The sequence below is a fragment of the Pseudomonas sp. D1-1 genome (assembly GCF_051132225.1).
Classification (GTDB): Bacteria; Pseudomonadota; Gammaproteobacteria; order Pseudomonadales; family Pseudomonadaceae; genus Aquipseudomonas.
Genome location: NZ_CP071676.1, coordinates 4,571,043 through 4,590,099, shown reverse-complemented (window position 1 = coordinate 4,590,099; position 19,057 = coordinate 4,571,043). Strand labels below are relative to the sequence as shown.

Here is a 19,057-nt window from a genome sequence, read left to right as displayed (position 1 = left end):
GGCCGTCAGGCCTTATTGATTACGTGAGGACTTTAATGGACGACAACAAGAAGAAAGCCTTGGCTGCGGCCTTGGGTCAGATCGAACGTCAATTCGGCAAAGGTGCCGTAATGCGTATGGGCGATCAGGACCGCCAGGCTATTCCTTCCATCTCTACCGGATCGCTGGGCCTGGACATCGCGCTTGGCATCGGCGGCTTGCCAAAAGGTCGTATTGTTGAAATCTACGGTCCTGAATCCTCCGGTAAAACCACGCTGACTCTGTCCGTGATCGCCCAGGCTCAAAAAGCCGGTGCGACCTGCGCCTTCGTCGACGCCGAACACGCTCTGGACCCGGAATACGCCGGCAAGCTGGGCGTCAACGTCGATGACCTGCTGGTTTCCCAGCCGGACACTGGCGAACAGGCCCTGGAAATCACCGACATGCTGGTGCGCTCCAACGCGGTTGACGTGATCATCGTCGACTCCGTAGCGGCACTGGTACCCAAAGCGGAAATCGAAGGTGAAATGGGCGACATGCACGTGGGCCTCCAGGCTCGCCTGATGTCCCAGGCCCTGCGCAAGATCACCGGTAACATCAAGAATGCCAACTGCCTGGTGATTTTCATCAACCAGATCCGCATGAAAATTGGCGTGATGTTCGGCAGTCCTGAAACCACCACCGGTGGTAACGCGCTGAAGTTCTACGCCTCGGTTCGCCTGGACATCCGTCGTACCGGCGCGGTGAAAGAAGGTGATGAGGTTGTCGGCAGTGAAACCCGCGTCAAGGTCGTGAAAAACAAGGTGGCATCGCCGTTCCGTCAGGCCGAATTCCAGATCCTGTACGGCAAGGGCATCTACCTCAACGGCGAGATGATCGACCTGGGTGTGCTGCACGGTTTCGTCGAGAAATCCGGCGCCTGGTATGCCTACAACGGTACCAAGATCGGTCAGGGCAAGGCCAACTCGGCCAAGTTCCTGGCGGACAATCCGGAAGTCGCGGCAACTCTCGAGAAGCAACTGCGCGACAAACTGTTGAGCCCGGTTGCAGACGTCAAGGCCGTGGCCAACCGCGAGACTGCAGACGATCTGGCTGACGCTGACATCTGATCGATCCGATGACCGCCGTACTCGATACCCTCGTCGCAGTGCGGCGAACCGCAATGGACCTGCTCGCCAGACGCGAGCACGGTCGAGTCGAGCTGACGCGTAAACTGCGCCAGCGCGGCGCCTCTGATGAATTGATCGACACAGCCCTGGACCGCTTGACGGAAGAGGGGCTGTTGTCGGAATCGCGCTACCTTGAAAGCTTTGTCTCCTATCGCGCCCGCTCTGGTTATGGCCCGATGCGAATTCGCGAAGAACTTGGCCAGCGCGGCTTGCAACGACCGGATATCGAACTTGCCTTGCGTGAAAGCGGTATCGATTGGCAGGAACAGTTAATCGATACCTGGCGTCGCAAGTTCTCAGGGCATCTGCCCATTGATGCGAAGGAACGGGCCAGGCAAGGGCGTTTCCTGGCGTATCGAGGATACTCCATGGAAATGATCAATCGGCTGTTCAGCGGTCGTAGCATGGATGACTAGATAAAACGGCCCGCTATTTCGATAGCGGGCCGTTTTTTTTTGGCTCAAGTCACCTCGATTGGTTCCCAGGTCAGCGGGTGGGGTTGGGCGGCAGGCTGGGCCCAGTTTTCCGGCAGGTTGATATAGTCCACCAGTTCTCTAAGTCGACCGTGATCGCGGGCGTTGAAGGTGAATGCCAGGCGCGTCAGGTGGCTGAAAGGCGCCTCCTCCGGCTCCTCGCCGCTGTAGGCATGCTGATGGAAGCAGTCGTTCAGGCATAGATCGGCAAATTGGACCTGCATCTGCTGCATCGCCTGTTCGGTGAGCGCATGATTCATGCGGATCACGAACTGATGCTTGAGCCAGCGGCTGGAGTGGAAGTTGCGATAGAACTGATTGATTTCTTCCACCGCATCCTCGGCGGTGTACACCAGGCGCATCAACTTCATGTCGGTGGGCAGGATGTAGCGGTTTTCTCCCAATTGTTCATGAATGAAATCCAGGGCGCTCTGCCAGAATTTACCTCCCGGCACATCCAGCAACACTATCGGCACCAATGGGCTCTTGCCTGTCTGCACCAGCGTCAAGACTTCCAATGCTTCATCAAGGGTGCCGAAACCACCTGGGCAGAGCACTAACGCGTCTGCTTCCTTGACGAAGAACAGCTTGCGGGTGAAGAAGAAATGGAACGGGAGGAGGTTCTGCGTGCCTTCAACGGTCGGGTTCGCATGTTGTTCGAAGGGGAGGGTGATGTTGAAACCCAGGCTGTGCTCGCGGCCTGCGCCTTCATGGGCGGCGGCCATGATGCCTCCGCCTGCGCCGGTGATGACCATCATGTCCGACCGGGCCAGCGCCGCCCCCAGTTTTCGCGCCAAGCCATACAGCGGATGCTCGATGGGCGTTCGGGCCGAGCCAAAGACCGTGACTTTGCGACGGCCCTTGAATTGTTCGAGGGTGCGGAAGGCATGTTCCAGTTCGCGCAGTGCTTGCAGCGTGATTTTGGCGTTCCAGCGGTTGTGATCTTCCTGGGCCATGCGCAGCACGGTAAGGATCATGTCGCGGTAAATGGGGAGATTGGGACTGTTGGGTGATACCAGGTTGAGTTGCTCTTCGACCTTGCGGGTGAGGTCGTGGCCATGGTTCTCAAAATGCCGACTGAGCAGGTCATTCGGTTTGTAAGGCATTCAGCTTCTCCTTCTGAACAGAACCTGGCCCGAACGAGAGATTCGTCAGGGCCACGGCACTTCCTGTGCCGTCGTCAGCCCGGCGTATGCCCGGGCATTCAACCTGGCTCGACGCAAATTGCAGCAAGGCGATCAAGCCAGCCAACGGATTCTGCTGTTTCCCTTGGATGAAAAAAATCAAGCGTCAGGGTATTGGCAAGGGCAGCCTCGTTCTGCCCGGTAACAGGCGATATTTTGAATCTAGCCTCTTGTTGATCATGGCGCTCGCAGATGACGGTTTGCAACCGTCACCTGGCCTTGTTGGAACCCGTCATCACGAGCAGGCTCGCTCCCACAATTGATCTTCAGTGAACATCAGGTGTGCGTTCGGCAAAATTCCTGTGGGAGCGAGCCTGCTCGCGAAGGCGTCCGGTGCTCCAGCTCTGATAGTGGGTAATGCGCCGCTCGTCAGTTCACCGACTGGCTACGTCCCGCTCTGATTTACTCATAACAAGCGTGCTGACGTTATTCGACGTCCAGGGTTGGGCGTCCACGTTAAGCATTTTCGGGGGCAGGGAGGCGGGAGAAATGACCAGGGTAACTCTGGAACTCGACAAGCAGTTGTACCTGATGCTGTTGGAAGCGGCTCAGGCCAATCAGGTGAGCCTTGAAGAGGAGTGCTGCCGTCGGCTGGAGGGCAGGGAATGGCGCTCGCGCTATTTGCAGGCGCTGGTGGCGGAACTGCGCGCCGACGATGAGCAGCGGCGCGCCAGCTCGGGTTGATTATTTCTTGGTCTTGGCCGGTTTCGGGCAGTCCGATTCCTGGAAGCGTTCGGTGGCGACCGGACGATTGGTCTTAACTTCGGTGAATTCGTAACGCATGGTTGCGCCCTTGGCCATCAACTTGCGAAAGCCTGGGTTGGTGCACACCGTGGAGCCCAGCTGGAAGTAGACCGCCTTGGGGTCGGCGCGCATTTTCTGGGCGTGGCTGCTTTGCACGCTGAGATGGTTGATCAGCTCGGTGCCTTCGACGGTATAACCCTGGTCGAGAATGTCTTCGTTGATGGCACGCGGAGTGCCGACGCTGCTTTGCGTGGCCACGTTCTGCAGCATCTTGTTCAGTTCGAGTTCTTTCAGCGACGCGGCCTGAGCGCTGATGGACGTCGCCAGCAGAACGGCAACGGTTGGGACGATAAGGCGCAGCATGAAACTCTCCTGGTTCAGTGACAGGGGGTTCGACCGGTCACGTGACTGTGCGTTCAGTGGCGGCGATTATAGGGGAGCCCGGGTAGACGGTACAGGCTTGCGCGCTCTGGTAGACTGCCGGGCTTTGTTGTCCTGCCGAGTGTTGTTCGTGTCGAGTTCTCTTGTCCGTGGGCGTCGCCCGCTATGATCCATGCCCCCAACGCCGTAGCCCGCCTGCGCGACCAGCGCGTCGACGAGGGCATCAAGCCGCTCCAGGCCCGTGGCTGGCGCGCGCCTCGTTGTAGCGCGTGTCGGGTGATCGAAAGCCATTGCCTGTGTGCCTGGCGCCCGAGCGTCGAGACCCGTTCCGGGGTCTGCCTGATCATGACCAACAAAGAAGTCTTCAAGCCGAGCAATACCGGTTGGCTGATCGCCGATGTGGTGCGCGACAACCATGCCTTCATCTGGTCGCGTACCGAGGTCGACGGGCAATTGCTGGCTTTGCTGAATGACCCGCAATGGCAGCCTTATCTGGTGTTTCCAGGCGAGTATGTCGAACCGTCCCGTGTCACCCACACGGTGGCGCTCGATCAGGGCAAGCGTCCGTTGTTCATTCTGCTGGACGCGACCTGGACGGAAGCGCGCAAGATGTTTCGTAAAAGCCCGTATTTCGACCGATTGCCCATTCTGAGCCTGTTGCCCGACAAGTTGTCTCGTTATCGCTTGCGTCGCTCGACCCGCAGCGAACACCTGTGTACCGCCGAAGTGGCGGCGCTGTGCCTGGAACTGGCGGGGGACAGCGACGCGGCGTCGGCCCTGGACGCCTATTTCGATGTGTTCAGCCAGCATTACCTCGGCGCCAAGCGCCAGCAGGAGGTGAACGAGTCCACGCCGGCCCATGCCGAGCTGCAACCCTTCGTTCGCGCGGCTCCTGCGCTGTTGGCCGAGTAGTGGCCCATACTGGATAAGGCCGTGACCGTGCTGCTTGACCACCCCGGCTTCGCTGGGCATGCTGGGCGCCGACCAGGGTGCGGCTGGAGTTTGAAACGCTGTGATTGGCGTTGAACATGCCCCCTGTGGATGCCGCTGCTTGGCGGTGTCTTGAGTTGTTTGGCGAGGCGCGAATGCATCGGGCCTGCCACTAAAAAAACAGGATCATTTGAAAAATGGCCACATACGAAATCCTGATTGCCGATGACCACCCGCTTTTTCGCAGCGCGTTGCATCAGGCAGTGACCCTGGGCCTTGGCTCGGATGTCCGGTTGACGGAGGTGGCCAGCATCGCGGAACTGGAAAGCCGATTGGCTGAAAAGGCCGACTGGGACCTGGTGCTGCTGGATCTGAACATGCCCGGTGCGTATGGTTTTTCTGGCCTCGTGCTGTTGCGTGGGCAATACCCGCAAATTCCGGTGGTGATGGTCTCGGCCCAGGAAGAGGCCTCGGTGATGGTCAAGGCCCGCGAGTTCGGCGCCAGCGGGTTCATCCCCAAGTCCAGTTCCCTGGAAATGATTCAAAGAGCGGTGAAGGCCGTCCTTGATGGCGATGTATCCTGGCCGCCCCAGGCGTTCGAGGCGGTGAGTGTTTCCGCGGAAGCCAAGGCCGCCAGCGAAGGGCTGGCCAGCCTCACGCCGCAGCAATTCCGGGTGCTGACCATGGTCTGCGAAGGCCTGCTGAACAAGCAGATTGCCTATGAGCTGAATGTGTCCGAGGCGACTATCAAGGCCCACGTTACGGCGATCTTTCGTAAACTCAACGTGCGCACCCGGACGCAGGCGGCCTTGTTGCTGCAACAACTCGAGTCAATTTCGCCGCAGTCGTAGTGTCTGAATTCACGCTTTTTTGACTGCGGTTCCATTAGCTTCTCCATTCCTTTCGATCAGTGCCTACCTTATGTCACCTTTTAAAGGCCAAACCGGCCTGAAACGCATCCTCAATGCCTCCGGCTATTCCCTGGACGGCCTGCGTGCGGCGTTCGTTGGCGAAGCCGCTTTCCGTCAACTGGTGCTGCTCAATGTCATCCTGATTCCGCTGTCGTTCTTCCTTAACGTCAGCCGCGTCGAGCAGGCCTTGCTGATCGCGGTGTGCCTGCTGGCCCTGATCGTGGAGTTGCTGAACTCCGCGGTGGAAGCGGCCATCGACCGCATTTCCCTGGAGCTGCACCCACTGTCGAAAAATGCCAAGGACATGGGCAGCGCCGCCCAGTTGGTCGCCCTGACGATGATCGCGTTGGTTTGGGGCCTGATACTGCTCTGAGTTTCAGGCGATGGCGGGCAGGACGATCTCGTCGCTACGCTGCACCCCAGCGGTGAACGCCCGGCACAGATCAAGAAACTCACGCATGGCCGATGTCTGGTATTTCTGTTTGTGCCAGATGAAATAAAATTGCCGCGACAGATCCATGTCCGGGGTTTCCACGGCCACCAGGCTGCCGCGGCGAAAAGCGTCACGCAGGGCCAGGCGCGAGATACAGCCTATCCCCAGGCCGGACTCCACGGCGCGCTTGATCGCTTCGGTGTGTTCCAGCTCCAGGCGGATATTCAACGCGCTACGGTGGTGACGCATGGCCTGGTCGAAGGTCAGGCGGGTGCCGGAGCCCTGTTCCCGCAGGATCCAGGCTTCGCGGGTCAACTCCTCCATTGTCGCCTGGCCGCGTTTGGCCAATGGATGCTGGGGCGCGCAGAACACCACCAATTCATCCTCGACCCAGCTCTGCACCTCGATGTCCGGGTGGCTGCAGTCGCCTTCGATCAGACCCAGATCAATTTCATAGTGAGCAACCTGGTGCACGATATTGGCGGTGTTTTGCACATGCAGCTTCACCTGGCTTTCCGGATGGCGCTGCATGAAGCCGCCGATAAGCAGGGTCGCCAGGTAATTGCCAATAGTCAGGGTGGCGCCGACCGCCAGTGAACCGAAGCCGGACTTGCCGTTGAGCAGGTCTTCGATCTCCTTGGCCTGGTCCAGCAGCGCCACTGCCTGGGGCAGCAATTGCTTGCCGAGGGCGTTGAGGCTCAGGCGTTTGCCGGCGCGGTCGAAGAGCTGGCAGCTGGACTGGCGCTCCAATTCGGTGATGGAAGTGCTGGCGGCCGACTGCGACAGGTTGAGCAGGCCCGCGGCACGGGACACGCTTTCCTGCTGGGCGACGGCGACGAAGACTTGAAGTTGACGTAGAGTAAATCGCATATCGATATAACCGATAACCCTTATCTTAATAATCCATTTAACAGATATTGTCGCCGCCATTAGAATGCGATGCAATTGCGCAGATTATCGGCGCAGGCATCATTTCCAGGAGTCCCCCGTACATGAGCAACATGAACCACGAGCGTGTCCTCAGTGTTCATCACTGGAACGACACTCTGTTCAGCTTCAAGTGCACCCGCGATCCGGGCCTGCGCTTCGAGAACGGTCAGTTCGTGATGATCGGCCTGCAGCAGCCCAACGGCCGCCCGCTTATGCGCGCTTACTCGATTGCCAGCCCGAATTGGGAAGAGCATCTCGAATTTTTCAGCATCAAGGTTCCCGACGGTCCGCTGACTTCCCAGCTGCAGCACCTGAAGGAAGGCGACGAGATCATCATCAGCAAGAAGCCTACCGGCACGCTGGTGCTCGACGACCTCAAGCCTGGCAAACATTTGTATCTGCTCAGCACCGGTACCGGGCTGGCGCCATTCATGAGCGTGATCCAGGATCCGGAAACCTACGAGCGTTTCGAGAAAGTGATCCTGTGCCACGGCGTGCGTTACGTCAATGAAGTCGCCTACCGCGAATTCATTACCGAGCATCTGCCACAGAACGAATTCTTCGGCGAAGCGCTCCGCGAAAAGCTGATCTACTACCCGACCGTGACCCGCGAGCCCTTCGAGAACGAAGGCCGCCTGACCGACCTGATGCGCAGCGGCAAGCTTTTCCGCGACATCGGCCTGCCACCGATCAACCCGCAGGACGACCGCGCCATGTTGTGCGGCAGCCCAAGCATGCTCGACGAGACCAGCGAAGTGCTCAACAGCTTCGGCCTGACCGTTTCGCCGCGTATGCGTGAGCCGGGTGATTACCTGATCGAGCGGGCGTTTGTAGAGAAATAAACCGCGGTTTGTGCGTTGGCTGACCTACCGCCATCGCGAGCAAGCTCGCTCCCACAGGTTTTTTGTTGAATCAAATCTCTGGAACAACACAAATCAACTGTGGGAGCGAGCTTGCTCGCGATAGCAGCGACTCGGTCCTACTGACAGATCACGAAAAAAGCCCGCGCCGCCTGATCCAGGCCGCGCGGGCTTTTTCGTTTCCGGCGATTATTCCTGCGCCGGGATCACTTCCAGTACCCGGATCAATCCCGGCTGCGGATAATGCCAGCGCACATCCAGGTCCCAGAACTGCGCGCCGTATTCCCGTTCGGCTGCGGGGACCTGATACGCCGGACGTGGATCCTGGGCCAGGCATTGTTCGATCAACTCCACCAAGGGCTCTTCGAGGCGCAGGGCATGCTCGCGGGCTTGAAGCAGGGCTGAGTCCGCCCATTGCACCGGAATCAATGCAGGCGCTGCGCTGGCGATGCTGTTCGTCGCCGAGCCGATGATGTCGGCGTAGGGCACGTAGGGCTTGATGTCCAGCACTGGCGTCGCGTCCAGCAGATCGATGCCCGAAATCCACAGCCGACCCGCTTCGACCCGTTCCAGCTTCACCACTGACTGACCGATGCCGTTGGGGCGATGGGTGGCGCGGGTGGCGAATACGCCCATGGACTTGTTGCCGCCCAGTCGGGGCGGACGCACCTTCAATCGTGGTTTTTCCTCCAGGGCCTGGTGGAACAGGAACAGCAGCCAGACATGACTGACCTGCTCCAGGCCCTGCACCGCTTCGCCCTGGTCGAACGGCGCCACCAGCTCCAGCACGCCACGCGCGGCCGGGGCCAGGTGTGGCTGGCGCGGAATGGCGAACTTCTCCTTGAAGCAGGAGCGGACGAAGCCGATGGGGGAAACGTTGTAGGTCATGGATCAGCCGCGCACGCGCAGCGTCAGGCCCTTGAGGAAATTGCGCAGCAACTGGTCGCCGCATGGGCGATAGTTGGTGTGGCCGAATTTGCGGAACAGCGCGCTCAACTCCGGCTTTGATACCGGGAATTCGGCGGCCTTGAGAATGGCGTGCATGTCGTCTTCCTTCAGCTCGAACGCCACGCGCAGTTTCTTCAGGATGATGTTGTTGGTCACCGGCACTTCGATCGGCTGCGGCGGACGGCTTTCGTCCTTGCCGCGCTTGAAGATCACCAGGCCATCGAGAAAATGCGCCATGACCAGGTCCGGGCAGAACACAAAGCCTTCTTCCTCGTCTTTCTTGAGGTAGCCAGTCAGGTCTTCCAGGGAAACATCCAGGCCGCCCAGCTTGATGATCTCGATGACTTTCTTGTCGCTGATGTCGAGCATGTAGCGCACGCTGCGCAGTACGTCGTTGTGAATCATGTGTGCAGTCCTGATCAATCGGCAGTGGGCGCCCCAGCTCGGTGCGGCGCCAGTAAAGTCGTGTCTAGAATTTTTCTTTGGCGGACAGATAGCGCCATTGGCCCAACGGCACCTTGCCGATGGACACGCCGCCGATGCGGATGCGGCGGATAGCGACGACCTTCAGGCCGACCGCTTGGCAAAACAGTGCAATGGCGCCTGGTTGCGGATTCTTCATGGCGAAGCGCAGGCGGTTTTCGTTCTGCCAGCTGGCCTTGACCGCAGGCAATTCCTTGCCTTTGTAGGTCAGGCCGTGGTTCAGGCGATTAAGACCGTGGGCGACCATTTCACCCTCGACTTCGACTACGTATTCCTGCTCGATCTTGGCCGCGTCGGCGGTGAGCTTGCGCAGGATCTTCCAGTCCTGGGTGAACACCAGCAGGCCGCTGGCATTGGCCTGCAAGTCGGCGCTGGCGGTCAGGCGCAGAAAGTGGCCCTTGAGCGGGCGCTTGCCGAAGCGATGTTCGTCGCTCAGGGTCTCCGGTCCGAGGGTTGCCATGGCGGTGTCGACGTCCATGCCCGCCGGGACGTTGAGCAGGATCGTCACCGGCTCCGGCGCAGTGGCCTTGGCTTGCGGGTCGAGTTCGACCTTCTGGCCGGTGACCTTGAACTGCGGCTCGTCGATCACTTCGCCGTCCACGGTGACCCAGCCGCCCTCGATGAACAGCTCAGCCTCCCGACGGGAGCAGCCGACGAGTTCGATGAGGCGTTTGGAGAGACGAATCGGGTCAGTCATGACGGGGCCGTAACAAAAAGAGGGTGGGCATTGTACCTGTCTGGCGCCGGTTAATCGCGGGTCCATTTGCCTCAGGCAGCTTTTAGCCGCGTCCGGCCTTCAGGTCGGCTTGTTTGTAGCGCATGTGCAGCAACGGGTACGGCTGGTTCATGCCATCCCGTGCGGAACGCCCGACCACTTCAAAGCCTTGCTTGAGATAAAAGCCCAGGGCTTGCGGGTTCTGTTCGTTGACGTCCAGCTCGTTGGCGTTCAGGTGCTCCATGGCATAGCGCAGCAGTTGTTTGCCCAGGCCTTGGCCCCGGTGTTGCGGGTCGATGAAGAGCATTTCGATCTTGCCGGCCGCCACACCGGCAAACCCGGTGATGCGTTGACGGTGGTCCCGAGTACAGATCAGCATCACCGCGTCCAGGTAACGGGTGAGTACCAGGTTCTTCAGCAGCTCGATGTAGCTGTCTGGCAGGAAGTCATGGGTAGCGCGTACCGACGCTTCCCAGACCCGGGTCAATTCCTCGTAATCGCTCGGTTTCGGTGTGTGGATGACCGAATGCTGACGCATGTCCGCCTGTTCCTTATGGTGGAAATGTTATGTCTGCATACGATAGCCGTAAAAAAGCCCCGCATCTTGTTACAGAGCAGGGCTTCATGATTTTTTAAGTGCAGGCCTGAATCAACCGATCTGCTCAGCCCACAAATCATACTCATCGGCGTCGGTGACCTTGCACCAGACCTTGTCGCCTGGCTTGAGGTTGCTGCCGTTGTCGATGAAGACGTTGCCGTCGATTTCCGGGGCGTCGAAGAAGCAGCGGCCGACGGCGCCTTGCTCGTCGACTTCGTCCACGAGCACTTCGATTTCACGGCCGATGCGCATTTGCAGGCGGGCCGAGCTGATCGCCTGCTGGTGCGCCATGAAGCGTTCCCAACGCTCCTGCTTGACGTCGTCCGGGACCACGTCCAGGTCCAGGTCGTTGGCCGGTGCGCCTTCGACCGGCGAGTACTGGAAGCAACCGACGCGGTCGAGCTGGGCTTCGGTCAGCCAATTCAGCAGGTATTGGAAGTCTTCCTCGGTTTCGCCGGGGAAGCCGACGATGAAGGTCGAGCGGATGATCAGGTCCGGGCAGATTTCGCGCCAGTTCTTGATACGTGCCAGGGTCTTGTCTTCAAAGGCCGGGCGCTTCATCGCCTTGAGCACTTTCGGGCTGGCGTGCTGGAACGGGATGTCGAGGTACGGCAGGATCTTGCCGGCGGCCATCAGCGGGATCAGCTCGTCGACATGCGGATACGGGTAGACGTAATGCAGGCGGACCCAGACGCCGAGGCTGCTGAGCGCTTCGCACAGCTCGGTCATGCGGGTTTTCACCGGCGCGCCGTTCCAGAAACCGGTGCGGTATTTCACGTCGACACCATAGGCACTGGTGTCCTGGGAAATCACCAGCAGCTCCTTGACGCCAGACTTGACCAGGCGCTGGGCCTCGTCGAGTACATCACCGACCGGACGGCTGACCAGTTTGCCGCGCATCGACGGGATGATGCAGAAGCTGCAACTGTGGTTGCAGCCTTCGGAAATCTTCAGGTAGGCGTAGTGACGCGGGGTCAGCTTGATGCCTTGCGGCGGCACCAGGTCGATCAGCGGGTTGTGGTCCTGGCGCGGCGGCACGACTTCGTGCACGGCGTTGACCACTTGCTCGTACTGCTGCGGACCGGTCACCGACAACACGCTCGGGTGCACGTTGCGGATGTTGCCTTCTTCCACGCCCATGCAGCCGGTCACGATGACCTTGCCGTTTTCCTTGATGGCTTCGCCGATGACTTCGAGGGATTCGGCCTTGGCGGAGTCGATGAAGCCACAGGTGTTGACCACTACCACGTCGGCGTCCTGGTAGGTGGACACCACGTCATAACCTTCCATGCGCAGTTGGGTCAGGATGCGCTCGGAGTCGACCAGAGCCTTCGGGCAACCCAGTGATACGAAGCCAACCTTCGGGTTGGCTGGCGCGGGAGTGGTGGACATGTCTAACCTCGGTATAAGGGGGATCGTCTCGTGCGAGACAGGGCGCCTGACGCGCCTCTGATCAAAAAGTGCGCAATTCTATCCATGGCGGGCGCACTTGACCAGCTTTATGCAGGGAAAAACGACGAGTGCTGCGCTATGCTTCGCGCCTTTGCCTTCTGGCGATTGCTACAGTCAACAAAACGTCTGTAACAAAGCGTAAAACAGCGCATGCTGCGGCACAAAGCGTACGGCTTCTTTTACAGAGAAGACAGGTCTGGGAATCAGGAGTGTTGGATGGGTCATGCAAGTAGTCAGGCGGCGACTGCCGAGCATTCGGCAACGAAGCCGCTGAGCATGCTGGTCGCGGCGGTCGGAGTGGTATATGGCGACATCGGCACAAGCCCCCTGTATACCCTGAAGGAAGTGTTTTCCGGCGGCTATGGCGTGCCGGTCAACCATGACGGGGTGCTGGGGATTCTGTCGCTGATTTTCTGGTCGCTGATCTGGGTCGTGTCGATCAAATACATGATGTTCGTCCTGCGCGCCGACAACCAGGGCGAGGGCGGGATCATGGCCCTGACCGCCCTGGCGCGGCGGGCGGCGGCCGGCAGGGCGCGGTTGCGCACGTTGCTGGTGATCTGCGGCCTGATCGGTGCGGCGCTGTTCTATGGCGATAGCATGATCACCCCGGCGATCTCGGTACTGTCGGCGGTGGAAGGCCTCGGCCTGGCATTTGAAGGCATCGATCACTGGGTGGTGCCGCTTTCGGTGGTGGTGCTGGTCGCGTTGTTCCTGATCCAGCGTCACGGCACCGCGCGGATCGGCATCCTGTTCGGCCCGATCATGGTGACCTGGTTCCTCGTGCTCGGCGCTCTGGGCGTGTATGGCATCAGCCAGCATCCGGAAGTATTAAACGCAGTGAACCCGGCCTGGGCCGTGCGTTTTTTTGTCGTCCACCCGGGCATGGGCGTGGCGATCCTTGGCGCGGTGGTGCTGGCGCTGACCGGGGCTGAAGCGCTGTATGCCGACATGGGGCATTTCGGTCGCAAGCCGATCGCTCGCGCCTGGTTTATCCTCGTGCTGCCGGGCCTTATGCTCAACTATTTCGGCCAGGGCGCCTTGCTGCTCGGCGACCCTGAAGCGGCGCGCAACCCGTTCTATCTGCTGGCGCCGAGCTGGGCATTACTGCCATTGGTGGGCCTGTCGACCCTGGCGACGGTGATCGCTTCGCAAGCGGTGATTTCCGGCGCGTTCTCGCTGACGCGCCAGGCAATCCAGCTCGGCTACATCCCGCGTATGTACATCCAGCACACCTCCAGTGCCGAACAGGGCCAGATCTACATCGGTGCGGTGAATTGGTCGTTGATGGTCGGCGTGGTGCTGCTGGTGCTGGGCTTCGAGTCGTCCGGAGCGCTGGCTTCGGCCTACGGCGTGGCGGTGACCGGTACGATGTTGATGACCACGATCCTGGTCTCCGCCGTGATCCTGTTGTTGTGGAAATGGCCGCCGTTGCTAGCGGTGCCGGTGCTGTTCGGTTTCCTGCTGGTAGATGGGCTGTACTTCGCCGCCAACGTGCCGAAGATCATCCAGGGCGGCGCGTTCCCGGTCATTGCCGGTATCGCCTTGTTCGTGCTGATGACTACCTGGAAGCGCGGCAAACAACTGCTGGTGGAGCGCCTGGACGAAGGTGCGTTGCCGTTGCCGGTGTTCATCAGCAGCATTCGCGTGCAGCCGCCGCATCGTGTGCAGGGCACCGCGGTGTTCCTGACTGCGCGCTCGGATGCCGTGCCCCACGCGCTGTTGCATAACCTGTTGCACAACCAGGTGCTGCACGAGCAAGTGGTGTTGTTGACCGTGGTCTACGAGGACATTCCCCGCGTACCGTCGCAGCGGCGCTTCGAGGTCGATGCCTACGGCGAGGGCTTCTTCCGGGTCATCCTGCATTTCGGCTTCACCGACGAACCGGACGTGCCCCAGGCGCTCAAGCTCTGCCATCTGGATGAACTGGATTTCAGCCCGATGCGCACGACGTACTTCCTCAGCCGCGAGACCGTCATCGCCTCCAAGCTCGAAGGCATGGCCCGCTGGCGCGAGTCGCTGTTCGCCTTCATGCTGAAGAACGCCAACGGCAACCTGCGCTTCTTCAATCTGCCGTTGAACCGAGTGATCGAGCTGGGTACGCAGGTGGAGATGTAGGCCCAAGCCCGATAGCAAGGCGAGCTCCCTGCTCCTTGCCCCTTGTGGGAGCGAGCTTGCTCGCGATGGCTCAGGGACATTCAACATCAAGGTAAGCTGACCGGACGCTATCGCGAGCAAGCTCGCTCCCACAGGGAGATACCAGGCGGGCAACAAAAAGCCCCTGCACCGTGAGGTTGCAGGGGCTTTTTGTCAGCTGTGTATCAGCTCACTGCGCGGCAGGTGTGGTCTGCCGCTTGTTGATCTCATCGATCAACCGCTTGGCCAGGGCCGGGTAGTTTTCATCGAAGTGATGGCCGCCGGGCAGCTTTATGGCTTCGCCTACGGCGGTCTTGTCGGTGCAGCCACTTTCGTTGGCTTCTTCCGCGCCATAGATGCACACCACTTTTTCCGCCGGCAGCTTGGCCATTTCCGGGCCGGTGGCGGCTTCGGTGCCGGCGTTGCCGAGCCAGCCCTCGACTTCGATTTCGAAGCTGCCGGTGCGGGCAAAGGCGAGCAGGATAATCGCATCGACCCGTTGCTGTTCTGTCGCCGGCAGGCGGTTGTAGATTGCCGGCAGGACATCGGCTCCGAAGGAATAGCCGGTCAGGACGAAGCGTTTGGTGCCCCAGATCTGGCGATAGTGTTGCATCAGCTCGGTCAGGTCGGTCGCGCTCTGTTCGGGGCTCTTGTGCTGCCAGTAATAGCGCAGGGTGTCGATGCCGACCACCGGGTAACCGACCTTGGCCATTTCATCGGCCACGTCGCGGTCCAGGTCACGCCAGCCACCGTCGCCGGAGAGAAACAGCGTCACGGTGTCCCGGGCCTGGCTGGCGGGGACTTCCACCACCGGAATGCTCAGGCCGCCCTTGCCCTTGTCGGCGCCCACCAGGATCTTGCGCAGCTCGTTGTTGAGTACCTGCGCCAGGTTGATGTCGTAGTCGCTGATGCTGGTTTCGGCATTCTTCTGGTCGCGCACGAAAGCGGCGCTGGTATCGTCGGGGTTATCGTTCCAGGCCACCAGCCAGCGACCATGGCCGGCGCTTTTGGGCAGCAGGTGGGTGCAGCCGGGTTTTTCCAGGGCCAGGTCGACCGAGACGGCCTGGGCCTTGTCGTCCTTCTGTTCAGCCAGCCAGCGCCAGGCCAGCACCGCGCCGGGACCGATGCCGCTGACCAGCGTGGCCGGGCCGTGCAGCTGCCGCAGGCCGGCTTGCAAGGCGCGCCCCTGGAGCATGCAGTCCTTGGGCAGGATCACCTGGACGATCTGCGCCGAGCCGCTGCGGCTGAGGGTCGTCAATTGGGTGTCGCTGAGCTTCTGGTCCTCGTTGACCGCCACCAGCACCTGGGCGCGTGCCTTGGTGCCGGGGATGACTCGGGTCATCGGCACGCCATCGGCCGGCTCCAGTTGTTCCAGGGTCGGTTGCGGGGCCGGGCGGTTCCAGTACCAGTAGCCGCCACCGAGAATCACCGCCAGCACCAGCAGGGCGGCCACTACGTATCGCCAGGAGCGTTGCATCATCAGCGTTTCACCAATCCAGTCAGGCCGCCCGCAATCAGGGCGGCGGTATCGGCCAGCGCTACCAGCGGATCGAGTCCGGCGGGCACGGCCATGTAACGAGGTTCCCAGTCAGGCTGGAATTTGTCTTTGAAGCGGCGCAGGCCCTGGAAATTGTAGAGCTGCTCGCCACGGCGAAACACCATCGAACCCAGGCGCTGGGTCAATGGAGCGCCGCGACGCGGTTGCAGGCCCGAGAGCGGGACCATGCCGAGGCTGAAGCGGGCGTAGTCATGGTTTTTGTAATGCTGGATGAGGCCGACCATCATGAACTCCATGGTCAGCTTCGGGGCTTCGGGATGAGCACGCATGAGGTCAAGGCTGGCCAGCTCATGGCTATGGGTTTCCAGCAGGTTGGCGAACGCCACCGGACGCCCCTCGAAACGAATCACCGCGATGCGGAAGTGCTTGAGGTAATCATGGCTGAATCGCCCCAGGGAGAAACCTTTCTCACGTACATTCTTGCCGGTCAGCCAGGCATCGGAAATAACCTTGAGTTCGTCCATTGGCGCCTGGCCCGGTTCATGGATCTCCAGTGACAGGCCGTCACGGGTGCCGCGATTCCAGGTGTAGCGCAGGTCCTTCATCTCCTTGCCCTTGGCTTCGAGATCAAAACGCTTGAGATCGACCCGCGCTTCTTCGCCCAGCTTGATCGCAGTCAGGCCGATGTCCATGTAATAGGGCAGGTTCTCGGCACGCACCTGATAGAACACTGGCCTGGCGTGGTAGATGTCGCAAAGGTCACGGAACTGCCAGATCATTTCCGCCCGTTGCTGGGTCGGCCCGATCGGGTCGTACAGCGCGACCAGGCTGCGGCCACGGCGGGCATACATCAGGAAGGCTTCATCGTTGGGATGAAACAGCAGCGCCTTGTCGCCGGTCAGGGCCAGGCCGCCGTCGGGTTGCGAAGACGCCATGAGAATCGTCCGGGCGCGCTCCAGTTCTTCAGCCGTAGGCAGATGAATCACCGGCCGAGCGGTGCGCAGCAGCCAGGTCAGGGACACCACCACCAGCAGCACCGCGGCACCCAGCAGCGAGCGCAGGCCACGCGGGGCGTCGGCGTCCAGGGTGAACTGCCACCACAGTTGATGGCTATACGGCACATCCTGATAGGCAAACAGCAGCAGCCAGATCGACGCACCCAGCACGCAGAGGCTGGCAATCAGGAACAACGGCGAGAAGGGCAGCTCGGTCAGGCGACTTGGGCGGTAAAAGGAACGCCGGAAGACCGCCAGCAGGGCTGCGGTCAGCGTCAGCAGGGTGGCTTCTTCCCAGTCGAAACCCTTGAGCAGCGAGAGGAGGGCGCCCACCAGCAACAGGACAGTGGTCAGCATCCAGGCTGCGGACAAGCGGCGACGCAGGCCTTGGGCGAGCAACAGGCACAACACGCCCACCAGGCTGGCGCCAAAGTGCGAGGCGTCCACCAGGCGATGCGGGATCAGGAAGCCGATGTGCTCCAGGCGCGTGTCGATCTCCGGCGTCACGCCGGAAAACAGCAGCACCACGCCGGACAGGAACACCAGCACTGCCAGGATTGGCGCCGCGAAACCGGACGCCGCCCGCAGGGTCTGGCGGGTCTGGAACAGCCGTTGTGCCTCATTGATCAACAACAATACGCACGCCACCAGCATCGGCAGCAGCACGTAGATCAGGCGATACAGCAGCAGGGCGGCCGCCAGCGGCGCAGCCCCGAGTCTGTCGGCAAACGCGGCCAGCAGGATCGCTTCGAACACCCCGACGCCGCCCGGCACATGACTGAGGACGCCGGCGGCGAGCGCCAGCAGGTAAACCAGCAAGAAGGGGCCGAACGGTGGCGCCTCCGGCAGCAACAGATAGAGCACCGTTGCCGCGGCGGCGACATCCAGCGCGGTGATGATCAGTTGCAGGAACGTCAGCCGGCGGCCCGGCAGACGCAGCGTGCGGCGACCGGCCTTGACCAGCAGGGCATCCCGATAGGGTTGTTCCGGCAGGCGGCGGCGATAGATGCCGATGGCCAGCGCACTGGTCAGCAGCAGCACGGCAACGGCGATCACCCCCAGCAAAGTGGCGGGAAGGTGCAGGGCGGCAGAGGCGGCAGGCAGATTGCTCAACGTCGCCAGGGCCGCCAGTGGCGGTAGCGCGCAACCCAGTGACAGACTGGCGAACAATGTCATGTGGGCGACATCCGCCGCCCCCAGGCCGTGGCGGGCGTACAGGCGGTAGCGAACCGAACCGCCCGACAGCAGCGACAGGCCGATCGCATTGCCGATCGCAAACGCGCTGAAGCCGCCGAGGATCAGGGTTTGGGTGGGCAGCTTCACGCCGGCGTAGCGAGTGGCGGACCATTCATAGCCCAGCAGAATGATGAAGCCGGCCACGGTGGCGGCTATCGCACCGAGCAGCGCCGGCCTCGGCACCTCGAGGATCGAGTCGTGAAGGGCGTAGAGGTCGAGTTCGCTCAGGAGGTGACGGCAGGCGATCAAGGCAATCGCAAACAGCAGCAGCGTGACGGCGAGGCCGATCGGTTGCCGGTACTGGCTGATCCGGTCCAGCCAGCGCAATCGCTCGGCCTTGATCGGTTGTGTCGCATTGACAGTGTCTTGTGGGTCAGACGAGTGGGCGCGCATCAATCACCTCTTGAGCTATGCGCGACAGGATGGGGGTATCCAGCCAAGTTACCAATCCCTGCGGCGGAAAATAATTACAAAATATTTGTAATTAGGCTTTTTCGGCACACACAAAAAAGGCCACTCTTTCGAGCAGCCTTTCTTGATATTTGGTTGCGGGAGCCGGATTTGAACCGACGACCTTCGGGTTATGAGCCCGACGAGCTACCAGACTGCTCCATCCCGCGTCTGTGTGGCGGCATTCTACAGGCGAACGCCGGACTGTCAACCGTTAATAGAGCGCCGGATGAAATAAACGGCCGGTTCACCTAAATGCGCGAAAACAAACGGAAATCGTCCTACAACTTCGACGTTTTGCGATGGCCGTAGTGACATGGAATGCACCGGCAGAGGAAAACAGGCGCGCACAAAAAAGGCCACTCTTTCGAGCAGCCTTTCTTGATATTTGGTTGCGGGAGCCGGATTTGAACCGACGACCTTCGGGTTATGAGCCCGACGAGCTACCAGACTGCTCCATCCCGCGTCTGTGTGGCGGCATTCTACAGCGAATCGCCCGGCTGTCAACCCCTTTGCTGGAAAAACCTGTTCAGCTTCAATCGGTTAGCCTGC

At 60.7% G+C, this 19,057-nt stretch carries 19 protein-coding genes and 2 tRNA genes; 8 read left to right on the top strand and 13 right to left on the bottom strand.

Annotation, left to right across the window (positions count from 1 at the left end):
• Positions 1–35 precede the first annotated feature (35 nt).
• The gene (recA, locus tag J3P86_RS20535; RefSeq protein WP_434628790.1) at positions 36–1,088 is read left to right on the top strand and encodes a recombinase RecA; all 1,053 of its coding nucleotides are present in this window, start codon (positions 36–38) and stop codon (positions 1,086–1,088) included.
• A gap of 8 nt (positions 1,089–1,096) precedes the next feature.
• The gene (recX, locus tag J3P86_RS20530; RefSeq protein WP_305499159.1) at positions 1,097–1,564 is read left to right on the top strand and encodes a recombination regulator RecX; all 468 of its coding nucleotides are present in this window, start codon (positions 1,097–1,099) and stop codon (positions 1,562–1,564) included.
• Positions 1,565–1,608: 44 nt separating this feature from the next.
• Here recX and J3P86_RS20525 read toward each other — a convergent pair whose 3' ends face one another.
• Together J3P86_RS20525 and J3P86_RS20520 are read right to left on the bottom strand one after the other, a co-directional pair.
• Positions 1,609–2,727, bottom strand: a complete 1,119-nt coding sequence (locus J3P86_RS20525) for a TIGR00730 family Rossman fold protein (RefSeq protein WP_434698735.1) — start codon at positions 2,725–2,727, stop codon at positions 1,609–1,611.
• Between the two features lie 98 nt (positions 2,728–2,825).
• Positions 2,826–3,011, bottom strand: a complete 186-nt coding sequence (locus J3P86_RS20520; RefSeq protein WP_434601687.1) for a hypothetical protein — start codon at positions 3,009–3,011, stop codon at positions 2,826–2,828.
• A 283-nt stretch (positions 3,012–3,294) separates the two neighbouring features.
• Between J3P86_RS20520 and J3P86_RS20515 the strand changes: the two genes are divergently transcribed.
• Positions 3,295–3,489 carry a hypothetical protein gene (locus J3P86_RS20515; RefSeq protein ID WP_305499163.1) on the top strand — a complete coding sequence of 65 codons (195 nt, stop codon included), beginning with the start codon at positions 3,295–3,297 and terminating at the stop codon, positions 3,487–3,489.
• On the opposite strand, the gene J3P86_RS20510 is transcribed toward J3P86_RS20515, so the two are convergent.
• Positions 3,490–3,912 carry a quorum-sensing-regulated virulence factor family protein gene (locus tag J3P86_RS20510; RefSeq protein ID WP_305499165.1) on the bottom strand — a complete coding sequence of 141 codons (423 nt, stop codon included), beginning with the start codon at positions 3,910–3,912 and terminating at the stop codon, positions 3,490–3,492. It lies immediately after the preceding gene.
• Between the two features lie 183 nt (positions 3,913–4,095).
• Here J3P86_RS20510 and J3P86_RS20505 point away from each other — a divergent pair, with 183 nt between their 5' ends.
• The 3 genes from J3P86_RS20505 to J3P86_RS20495 all read left to right on the top strand — a co-directional run bounded on the left by J3P86_RS20505 (position 4,096) and on the right by J3P86_RS20495 (position 6,144).
• Positions 4,096–4,842, top strand: coding sequence for a tRNA-uridine aminocarboxypropyltransferase (locus tag J3P86_RS20505; RefSeq protein ID WP_434628795.1), 747 nt, complete (start codon positions 4,096–4,098; stop codon positions 4,840–4,842).
• Positions 4,843–5,057: 215 nt separating this feature from the next.
• A complete protein-coding gene (gene erdR / locus J3P86_RS20500; protein WP_434628797.1) occupies positions 5,058–5,711 on the top strand; it encodes a response regulator transcription factor ErdR in 654 nt (217 codons plus the stop codon).
• Between the two features lie 70 nt (positions 5,712–5,781).
• Positions 5,782–6,144: a diacylglycerol kinase gene (locus tag J3P86_RS20495; RefSeq protein WP_305499171.1), complete on the top strand. Its 363-nt coding sequence runs from the start codon at positions 5,782–5,784 to the stop codon at positions 6,142–6,144.
• Positions 6,145–6,147: 3 nt separating this feature from the next.
• On the opposite strand, the gene J3P86_RS20490 is transcribed toward J3P86_RS20495, so the two are convergent.
• On the bottom strand, positions 6,148–7,074 hold the full coding sequence (locus tag J3P86_RS20490; RefSeq protein WP_434628799.1) for a LysR family transcriptional regulator: 927 nt from the start codon (positions 7,072–7,074) through the stop codon (positions 6,148–6,150).
• 122 nt (positions 7,075–7,196) lie between these two features.
• Here J3P86_RS20490 and fpr point away from each other — a divergent pair, with 122 nt between their 5' ends.
• Positions 7,197–7,976 (top strand): ferredoxin-NADP reductase, encoded by a 780-nt coding sequence (gene fpr, locus J3P86_RS20485; protein ID WP_003198368.1) that lies wholly within the window; start codon positions 7,197–7,199, stop codon positions 7,974–7,976.
• Between the two features lie 207 nt (positions 7,977–8,183).
• On the opposite strand, the gene tsaA is transcribed toward fpr, so the two are convergent.
• The 5 genes from tsaA to rimO all read right to left on the bottom strand — a co-directional run bounded on the left by tsaA (position 8,184) and on the right by rimO (position 12,130).
• Positions 8,184–8,882, bottom strand: coding sequence for a tRNA (N6-threonylcarbamoyladenosine(37)-N6)-methyltransferase TrmO (tsaA, locus tag J3P86_RS20480; RefSeq protein WP_434572196.1), 699 nt, complete (start codon positions 8,880–8,882; stop codon positions 8,184–8,186).
• Positions 8,883–8,885: 3 nt separating this feature from the next.
• On the bottom strand, positions 8,886–9,347 hold the full coding sequence (locus J3P86_RS20475) for a DUF1456 family protein (RefSeq protein ID WP_305499176.1): 462 nt from the start codon (positions 9,345–9,347) through the stop codon (positions 8,886–8,888).
• A 64-nt stretch (positions 9,348–9,411) separates the two neighbouring features.
• Positions 9,412–10,122, bottom strand: a complete 711-nt coding sequence (locus J3P86_RS20470) for an rRNA pseudouridine synthase (protein ID WP_434628803.1) — start codon at positions 10,120–10,122, stop codon at positions 9,412–9,414.
• A gap of 82 nt (positions 10,123–10,204) precedes the next feature.
• A complete protein-coding gene (locus J3P86_RS20465; protein WP_434628805.1) occupies positions 10,205–10,678 on the bottom strand; it encodes a GNAT family N-acetyltransferase in 474 nt (157 codons plus the stop codon).
• Between the two features lie 111 nt (positions 10,679–10,789).
• Positions 10,790–12,130, bottom strand: coding sequence for a 30S ribosomal protein S12 methylthiotransferase RimO (rimO, locus tag J3P86_RS20460; RefSeq protein ID WP_434572201.1), 1,341 nt, complete (start codon positions 12,128–12,130; stop codon positions 10,790–10,792).
• Between the two features lie 336 nt (positions 12,131–12,466).
• Here rimO and J3P86_RS20455 point away from each other — a divergent pair, with 336 nt between their 5' ends.
• Positions 12,467–14,308: a potassium transporter Kup gene (locus tag J3P86_RS20455; RefSeq protein ID WP_434658105.1), complete on the top strand. Its 1,842-nt coding sequence runs from the start codon at positions 12,467–12,469 to the stop codon at positions 14,306–14,308.
• A gap of 208 nt (positions 14,309–14,516) precedes the next feature.
• Here J3P86_RS20455 and J3P86_RS20450 read toward each other — a convergent pair whose 3' ends face one another.
• The 4 genes from J3P86_RS20450 to J3P86_RS20435 form a co-directional block, all read right to left on the bottom strand.
• Complete coding sequence (locus J3P86_RS20450) at positions 14,517–15,806, bottom strand: virulence factor family protein (RefSeq protein WP_434698734.1); 1,290 nt, start codon at positions 15,804–15,806, stop codon at positions 14,517–14,519.
• Positions 15,806–18,448 (bottom strand): bifunctional lysylphosphatidylglycerol flippase/synthetase MprF, encoded by a 2,643-nt coding sequence (mprF, locus tag J3P86_RS20445; protein WP_434698733.1) that lies wholly within the window; start codon positions 18,446–18,448, stop codon positions 15,806–15,808. Before mprF ends, J3P86_RS20450 begins: the two co-directional genes overlap by 1 nt.
• Before the next feature lie 150 nt (positions 18,449–18,598).
• Positions 18,599–18,675, bottom strand: a tRNA-Met gene (locus J3P86_RS20440).
• A gap of 219 nt (positions 18,676–18,894) precedes the next feature.
• A tRNA-Met gene (locus tag J3P86_RS20435) sits at positions 18,895–18,971 on the bottom strand.
• Positions 18,972–19,057 lie beyond the last annotated feature (86 nt).

What these genes read in the sequence shown, in the direction of transcription:
- J3P86_RS20515 (WP_305499163.1), top strand. Translation starts at nt 3,295, where the DNA reads ATGACCAGGGTAACTCTGGAACTCGACAAGCAGTTGTACCTGATGCTG.
- recA (WP_434628790.1), top strand. Translation starts at nt 36, where the DNA reads ATGGACGACAACAAGAAGAAAGCCTTGGCTGCGGCCTTGGGTCAGATC.
- J3P86_RS20505 (WP_434628795.1), top strand. Translation starts at nt 4,096, where the DNA reads ATGATCCATGCCCCCAACGCCGTAGCCCGCCTGCGCGACCAGCGCGTC.
- J3P86_RS20510 (WP_305499165.1), bottom strand. Translation starts at nt 3,912, where the DNA reads ATGCTGCGCCTTATCGTCCCAACCGTTGCCGTTCTGCTGGCGACGTCC.
- tsaA (WP_434572196.1), bottom strand. Translation starts at nt 8,882, where the DNA reads ATGACCTACAACGTTTCCCCCATCGGCTTCGTCCGCTCCTGCTTCAAG.
- J3P86_RS20455 (WP_434658105.1), top strand. Translation starts at nt 12,467, where the DNA reads ATGCTGGTCGCGGCGGTCGGAGTGGTATATGGCGACATCGGCACAAGC.
- J3P86_RS20475 (WP_305499176.1), bottom strand. Translation starts at nt 9,347, where the DNA reads ATGATTCACAACGACGTACTGCGCAGCGTGCGCTACATGCTCGACATC.
- J3P86_RS20490 (WP_434628799.1), bottom strand. Translation starts at nt 7,074, where the DNA reads ATGCGATTTACTCTACGTCAACTTCAAGTCTTCGTCGCCGTCGCCCAG.
- J3P86_RS20465 (WP_434628805.1), bottom strand. Translation starts at nt 10,678, where the DNA reads ATGCGTCAGCATTCGGTCATCCACACACCGAAACCGAGCGATTACGAG.
- J3P86_RS20450 (WP_434698734.1), bottom strand. Translation starts at nt 15,806, where the DNA reads ATGATGCAACGCTCCTGGCGATACGTAGTGGCCGCCCTGCTGGTGCTG.
- rimO (WP_434572201.1), bottom strand. Translation starts at nt 12,130, where the DNA reads ATGTCCACCACTCCCGCGCCAGCCAACCCGAAGGTTGGCTTCGTATCA.
- J3P86_RS20525 (WP_434698735.1), bottom strand. Translation starts at nt 2,727, where the DNA reads ATGCCTTACAAACCGAATGACCTGCTCAGTCGGCATTTTGAGAACCAT.
- erdR (WP_434628797.1), top strand. Translation starts at nt 5,058, where the DNA reads ATGGCCACATACGAAATCCTGATTGCCGATGACCACCCGCTTTTTCGC.
- mprF (WP_434698733.1), bottom strand. Translation starts at nt 18,448, where the DNA reads ATGCGCGCCCACTCGTCTGACCCACAAGACACTGTCAATGCGACACAA.
- fpr (WP_003198368.1), top strand. Translation starts at nt 7,197, where the DNA reads ATGAGCAACATGAACCACGAGCGTGTCCTCAGTGTTCATCACTGGAAC.
- J3P86_RS20470 (WP_434628803.1), bottom strand. Translation starts at nt 10,122, where the DNA reads ATGACTGACCCGATTCGTCTCTCCAAACGCCTCATCGAACTCGTCGGC.
- recX (WP_305499159.1), top strand. Translation starts at nt 1,097, where the DNA reads ATGACCGCCGTACTCGATACCCTCGTCGCAGTGCGGCGAACCGCAATG.
- J3P86_RS20495 (WP_305499171.1), top strand. Translation starts at nt 5,782, where the DNA reads ATGTCACCTTTTAAAGGCCAAACCGGCCTGAAACGCATCCTCAATGCC.